Annotated in this window: 4 protein-coding genes; 3 read left to right on the top strand and 1 reads right to left on the bottom strand. The window is 39.4% G+C overall.

From position 1 onward, the window contains the following. Window positions 1–178: 178 nt before the first annotated feature. Complete coding sequence (locus IBX48_RS04160; RefSeq protein ID WP_296831088.1) at window positions 179–3,238, top strand: response regulator; 3,060 nt, start codon at window positions 179–181, stop codon at window positions 3,236–3,238. A gap of 17 nt (window positions 3,239–3,255) precedes the next feature. Here the strand turns inward: IBX48_RS04160 and IBX48_RS04155 are convergent, their stop codons facing one another. Then, window positions 3,256–3,564, bottom strand: coding sequence for an Hpt domain-containing protein (locus IBX48_RS04155; protein ID WP_296831085.1), 309 nt, complete (start codon window positions 3,562–3,564; stop codon window positions 3,256–3,258). Between the two features lie 613 nt (window positions 3,565–4,177). Here IBX48_RS04155 and IBX48_RS04150 point away from each other — a divergent pair. Beyond that, window positions 4,178–6,373, top strand: a complete 2,196-nt coding sequence (locus IBX48_RS04150; RefSeq protein WP_296831083.1) for a methyl-accepting chemotaxis protein — start codon at window positions 4,178–4,180, stop codon at window positions 6,371–6,373. Continuing rightward, the gene (locus IBX48_RS04145; RefSeq protein ID WP_296831081.1) at window positions 6,370–6,735 is read left to right on the top strand and encodes a response regulator; all 366 of its coding nucleotides are present in this window, start codon (window positions 6,370–6,372) and stop codon (window positions 6,733–6,735) included. The genes IBX48_RS04150 and IBX48_RS04145 overlap by 4 nt, the downstream gene beginning before the upstream one ends. Window positions 6,736–6,765: the final 30 nt, after the last annotated feature.

Below are 6,765 nucleotides of genomic sequence, written 5' to 3'. Positions count from 1 at the left end.
AGCCGCGTTAGTTTATAAACAAGCCATGTTGCAGCTCGACCCCCCAACCAAGCCGTAATTTAAGTTAATCGAGCGGCCCCAATTACTAGTTTATTACGCATCATATTGGCAATAAGTGATATAAATTTTGGCGATACAAGGTAACTTAAAACCGCGCAATTTAAAGGAGTTTTTAAGTTTGAAGCTAAATTCCAACAGCCTTTTATACCGTTTTATTCTTGCGATTATATTGATGTTTATTGTAATCATGCTTGTAGTGGCGATAGTCGTAACCGAAAAAGTGAAAAAAGAAAGCCAACAATTACTCTTTGCCCAGCAAAAGGATCTGACTCAGATTGTTGTTCGTCGTTTAGAACGAAGTTTGACAGATGGTAAAAAAATCTTGATGTCGGCAAGTGAACATTTATTTCAAAACCATGACTTGGTTGAATTAGAGGGCATGCAACAGGTGCTAGATAGTCGTGTATTTCTACGTGACTTTTTTAACGGTGGACTGGTCGTATTAAATCTCGATGGTAAGGTAATTGCGGATTCCCCTAAGGTTCCTGATAGATTGAGAGTTCAAGGTGGTCATCTTTCGTATATAAAAACTTTAATAGAATCTAAACAAGCGGTTATAACCCGTCCTCAGCTTTTACCCATTTCAGGGTTACCCGTATTTATCATTAAAGCCCCCATTCTGAACGAGCAAAAAAAATTGCTTGGGTTTCTGTTTGGTATTACACATCTTTCTGAAGACAACATGATTCGTGATATTGCACTTGAGGTGTTTGGCTCTGGTGGGGATCTTTATATTTCTGATCCAAAAAATCGACGACTAGTTACCTCATCACGTCCAGAGCTAGATCATATTCGGTTTGAAGAAACAAGTATGCAACCCTTGTTTGACAAGGTTGCAAGCGGAAAAAGATATGGTATAGCAACTTATCAACATGGCGAAAAAGTCATGTACAACAGTACAAAGCTTGAGCTAATGGATTGGGATATTATTTATACACAACCCTATTCATTGGTAATAGCCAGCGTGAATACGGTGTTGTTGAATATTTTGATGCTGATTTTGATCTTGATACTACCATTGACCCTAGCGATGATTTTCTGGACTCGATTTTTGTTAAAACCATTACAACAAGCCGCTACTAGTATAGATTTGATGGTGGATGGTAAAGATGCAATGCATGCTTTGCCGATAAAGCACAAAGATGAAGTTGGCACACTTGTTAACGCGATTAATCTTTTAATGGAGAAGCAAGCATGCCAAGCTGAAGATTTACAAAAATCCAAACTATCTGCTGAAAAAGCTAACCAAGCTAAATCAGAGTTTTTAGCTAACATGAGCCACGAAATTCGTACGCCAATTAATGGCATTATTGGCTTATGCGAATTGAGCTTAACTGAAAAAAGTCCATATATTCTTAAAAATAACCTGTTCAAAGTTTATCGATCTAGCCGAATATTGTTGAACATAATCAATGACATACTTGACTTCTCAAAAATTGAATCTAGGAAAATGGAAATATATAGGCATCCATTTAATCTACAGGCATTATTTGACAACTTAGGCAGTCTTTACACTCAGATGGCGACAGATAAGGGATTAGTTTTGTCATTTAAATATGACCCCAGTCTTGATAATGTCTACATTGGTGACGAAACGCGTTTACGTCAGGTTTTAACAAACCTTATAAGTAATGCCGTTAAGTTCACCCACCAAGGTGGTGTGCAAGTAGAGGTTAGTAAGGTTAGTCATCCTTCCCACATGGCTTGGTTACGTTTCTCTGTAGTAGATACAGGTATTGGAATGGACACAATTCAACAAGCCAATTTATTCCAGGCTTTTAACCAAGCCGATACTTCTATTACACGTAAATACGGTGGCACAGGGCTTGGACTGGTTATTAGCCAAAGCTTAATACAAGCAATGGGTGGTGATGATATTTTAATTATTACCGAGCCAGGTAAGGGCTCAAGTTTTATTTTTGAACTACCAATGGATATAGCTTCGCGCGAGCAACAAGCCGAGCTACTTGAGCTAAATAATCGGGTTAAAGATCAACATTTAGCCTTCATTGGTGATGTGTTACTAGTAGAAGATAATAAAATAAATCAAGAAGTCGCTCAAAAACAATTAAAACAAATGGGTTTGAATGTCCATCTGGCTGAAAATGGTAAAAAAGCCGTAAATATAATAAAAGAAGGCCAAACTAAAATTGATTTGGTGTTGATGGATATACAGATGCCAGTTATGAGTGGCTATGAAGCTACTCGCATAATCCGCACATTTAATACGCAACTGCCCATTATTGCTCTAACGGCTGCAGCGATGGTAGAAGACCGTAAAAAAGCACTTGATGTTGGCATGAATGGGCATCTCGGTAAGCCGATTGATAAACAAGATTTATATATAGTATTAGCGAAATGGCTTGAGGTCGATGTAAATAAACCACTTGAAATCGAAAGTTTTGCTCAAAGCATACAACATCTTTCAAGTGATCAAATACTGGACAAGCAAGCGGGAGTTAATTTGCTTTGTGATGATCATGTGCACTACCATCAATTACTTGCCAGTTTTATTGATGACCTTAGGCAGGAATCTAATACATTGGACCATGACTTATTATCTTTACAAGCCGATTCTGATAGCCAGGCCTGGTCAGATTTAGAGCAAAAAATCCATGCTTTAAAAGGTATGGCAAGCAATCTGGCCGCTAAAAAATTAGCTAAAGTGTGCGGTGATTTAAGCCAGCACCTTAAACAAAAAAAACAGCCATCACCATCTCTTATTGACATGTTTACGCAGCAACGTCAGGAGCTGATCTCTCATGTTGATGATTATTTTGCTGATATTGACCATAAAATTCGTCAAATTAAAGTTCTGTTAGTAGAAGATAACAAGGTAAGCCAAATAGTAATGATGAAGTTACTTGAAAAGATTGGAGTGACGTTTGAGCTAGCTAAAGATGGATTGAAAGCTATTAATTTTTTAAAATCAAATCATTATGATTTAGTTTTGATGGATTTAAACTTGCCCGAGCAAGGTGGCATAGAGACTACACAGCAGCTCCGTAAACAAACAACATGGCACCAGCCTGTGGTTTTTGCGTTAACCGCGAGCAATGAAGGTGATCTTCGGCAGGTTTGTATTGATGCCGGTATGGATGATTTTGTTGAAAAGCCGTTAACTGAGGACAAGCTCAAGAACCTGCTAATGTCTTATTTCGTTGTGCCAATCAATTAATCGAGATGCCCAATAATTTAAGCCTCTAGAGCGGCTTTAAGAAGTTGTAAACTTTCGCCTGAAAACTGCTCAATTTGATTTATGCAATAGACTGCGTCAAGGGTTTGATTATCTTTTGCCCTATATTCAATACTTTCAAAGACAGCTGTTAATGCCAGAGCACCTACAACACGGGCGCTTCCTTTTAGAGAATGGGCCAGTGTTGCTAGAGAAGCCGTATCATTCCAGTTAACCTTACAATTAAACTCGGCTAATTCTTCTTCAAAGGCTTCAATAGCAAAACAAGTTGAGTCCTTACCAATTGATTCAACCAACTGTTTTAACACACTATTATCTATAACTGACGGCATTTCAGACCTCTAAGCGTTGAGTTGATGAACTATATACTAGGGCACCTAGATTAACCCCAGCTTGAATAACTCTTCCATCTCATAATTTATAAGGGTTCTCGGCCCTGTGTGTCAAGATAATTGTCGCCTAATAGAGTATTAAGAGTTGAGCATCTCGATTAACCTTTAAATTCCAACCTTAGTTTGCAAATAGCCTAAGGTGCCACTAATTAAATAGTTATGTGTTTTTGGTTAGTTTTGATAAAGTATCATTTACGCCTTATATATTAGGGCACCTCGATTAACCCAAATTAAGTTCTGCGTGACTACAGACTACATATTCTAGGCGTGCGTCGCCGAGCTTAGTCATTCTAAGGTCAAGGCGAACAGCAGCGAGTAAGTGGCCGGTAAGTCACGCCCGAAGGGCTTAGCCAAGCTTTGCCTCTCGGTGTTGTGAAGCTTTGCAAGGTCTAGACATTCTTTCAGGATCACGCCTTGATCTGTACGGAACGTGTCAACATACTTCGCGTGGTCATAATCAAACTGAGGTTAATAGAGCCGCCCATAAGTTGTTTATCAGGTTTATTTTTATGATCTCGGGAGAATTTCAATGCAACAGGGTCAAGAGTTCCAACTTTCACCAGACATGGTGATTTTATCCACGTCTGATTTAAAGGGTAATATCGTTGATTATAATGAGGGCTTTCGAGAGGCTTCGGGCTATTCAGATAAAGAGTTAGTTGGCAAACCACATAATATATTGCGCCATGAAGATATGCCTAAAGAGGCGTTTAAGGACTTCTGGCAAACTATACAAGCCGGCAGACCATGGTTTGGAATGGTTAAAAATAAACGAAAAAATGGCGATTATTATTGGGTCGCGGCTAATGCTAGCCCAATAATTGAAAACGGTCAAATAACAGGTTATTTATCGGTGCGTTACCCGGCAACCCAGGAACAAAAGCAATTTGCTCAAAGGTTGTATGCCGATGTTAAGGCAGGTCATAAATCATTTCCTTGGACGACCGCAGAGTCTAAAATAACAAAGTGGCTAAAAACTTTAGTGCCTTTGGGCTTGGCCGCAATGGGCTTTATTGGCTTACTGATTCAAGCTAGTGTAAGCATGGTATCTATAATAAGTACTTTTGTATTTTTAGTGGGCCTAGTCTGGCTTATCTTTAATCAACTTCAAAACCACAGAATTCCATTAATTTTGCGACGTGGGATTGAAGATCTCTCAAACGGCCATTTCAAGAAACCAATTAAATCAAATTCTGACTGGGGCTTTGCCCTCAATATGATTCGTTCAAGAGTTGCTGAGCGAGCCGCACGTAATTATGATGAATTAAAAGCCACTCAAGTTATGTCAACGGCTTTAAATGCAGCAAGTACAAATATAATGGTTGCGGATGCTGATTTTAATATTAAAAGCATGAACAAGTCTTTAGAGCAGATGTTTGCTAAAAACGAACATAAGCTACAACAGGCTTTAATAAACTTTAAAGCCAGTGAGGTGGTCGGGTCAAACATGGATGTGTTCCATAAAGATCGAGCACATCAACGTAAAATGGTGGCTCAAATGGTTGAGCCTTGGACCGGTGAGCTCAAGGTAGCAGGTCTGGTATTAAGATTAACGGTCGTGCCCATTTTGCATAAAAAAGAAAGATTAGGATATGTTGTTGAGTGGCTGGATCGTACGGAAGAAGCCAACATTACCCAAAACATTATAGAAGTAATGGAAATGATGAATGAAGGCTCGTTTGATAGTCGAGTAACAGCGGATGCCGAGGGTGTATTGTTGTTAATGAAAGATAATATCAACAGTTCTATGCAAAGGGTTGCAGAAGCGGTTAACGCAATTAGCGAAGTGGTAGAGGCGCAAGCGGCAGGCGATTTGACCCATGAATTGCCCAAAGACGTATTTAAAGGCCAACTTCATGATTTAAAAAATGCGATTAACTACTCCACTCAAAAAGTGAAGGAGATAGTCAATATTGCTATAGATGCTGCGATAGTGGTAAGCGAAGCTTCGTCTCAAGTATCCCAAGGGGCATCAGATTTGTCTGAGCGTGTGCAATCACAAGCGGCAGCACTCGAGCAAACTAGTGCAACTATGAATGAGATGGCCTCTGCGATTCAAAACAATAGTGAACATTCTCGCAAGGTAGCAGAGTTAGCTTATAAAGTTAAGTCAGACTCAATTGATAGTACAAAAGTCATGCAAGAAACGGTTGACGCAATGTCAGCGATTCAACGGTCTAGTCATCAAATTTCGGATATTGTAACTTTAATTGACAGTATTGCATTTCAAACCAATTTACTAGCATTAAATGCGGCTGTTGAAGCGGCCCGTGCAGGTGATCACGGACGTGGATTTGCGGTTGTAGCTGGTGAAGTTCGTGGACTTGCGCAAAAGTCTGCCGAAGCAGCAAAAGACATCCGTAATTTAATTGAAGACACGGTCAGCAGAGTAGAAAAAGGCACTAGTTTAGCTAAAAAATCGGGCGATAATTTAAATGGAATTACTCACGCTGTCGAAGAAGTAGCCGAGATGATTAACCAAATCGCTCACAGCTCGGCAGAGCAAAGCGAAGGTATTAATCAAGTACATCAAGCGATTGTGCAGATTGATGGTGTCACCCAACAGAATGCCGCCTTAGTTGAGGAAACCACGGCTGCAGCCGAAACCTTAAGTTCAGAAGCGAAGCATTTAAGAGAAACAATGTCTTATTTTAAAACTGAAACGGATCAAAATTGTAATAAATACATAGGGTTGTCGAGCTCAAAAGACAAGTCTAATAAATGACTGGAGATTCTTTAAAAATACTTTTGGTCGATGACAAGTTGATGATGCGTAAAATTCAAGGTGAAATTTTACAAAGTGTCGGCCATCATGTAAATGTCGTTAGTAGTGGTATTTCTGCGTTAGAACAGGTCAAATTGCATTGTTATGACCTGATCCTAATGGATATTCAAATGCCACTAATGGATGGCTTAGAAACAACCAAGCAAATACGAGATGGGGGTATTAACACCCCTATTGTTGCCTTAACAGGCAATGACTCAGTTGAAGAGCGGGAGCGCTGTCGCCATGCGGGTATGGATGGATTTTTAGCTAAACCCATAAACCTAAAACACTTTAACATTCAGATTCAACAGCTTAGCTAATACGCGGTTTCAAGTGATATTTTCTCTTAA

The sequence above is a fragment of the Thiomicrospira sp. genome (assembly GCF_014859555.1).
In the GTDB taxonomy this organism is placed as follows: Bacteria; Pseudomonadota; Gammaproteobacteria; order Thiomicrospirales; family Thiomicrospiraceae; genus Thiomicrospira.
The sequence above is the reverse complement of the archived record's forward strand: the minus strand, read 5'-3'. Positions and strand labels throughout refer to the sequence as shown.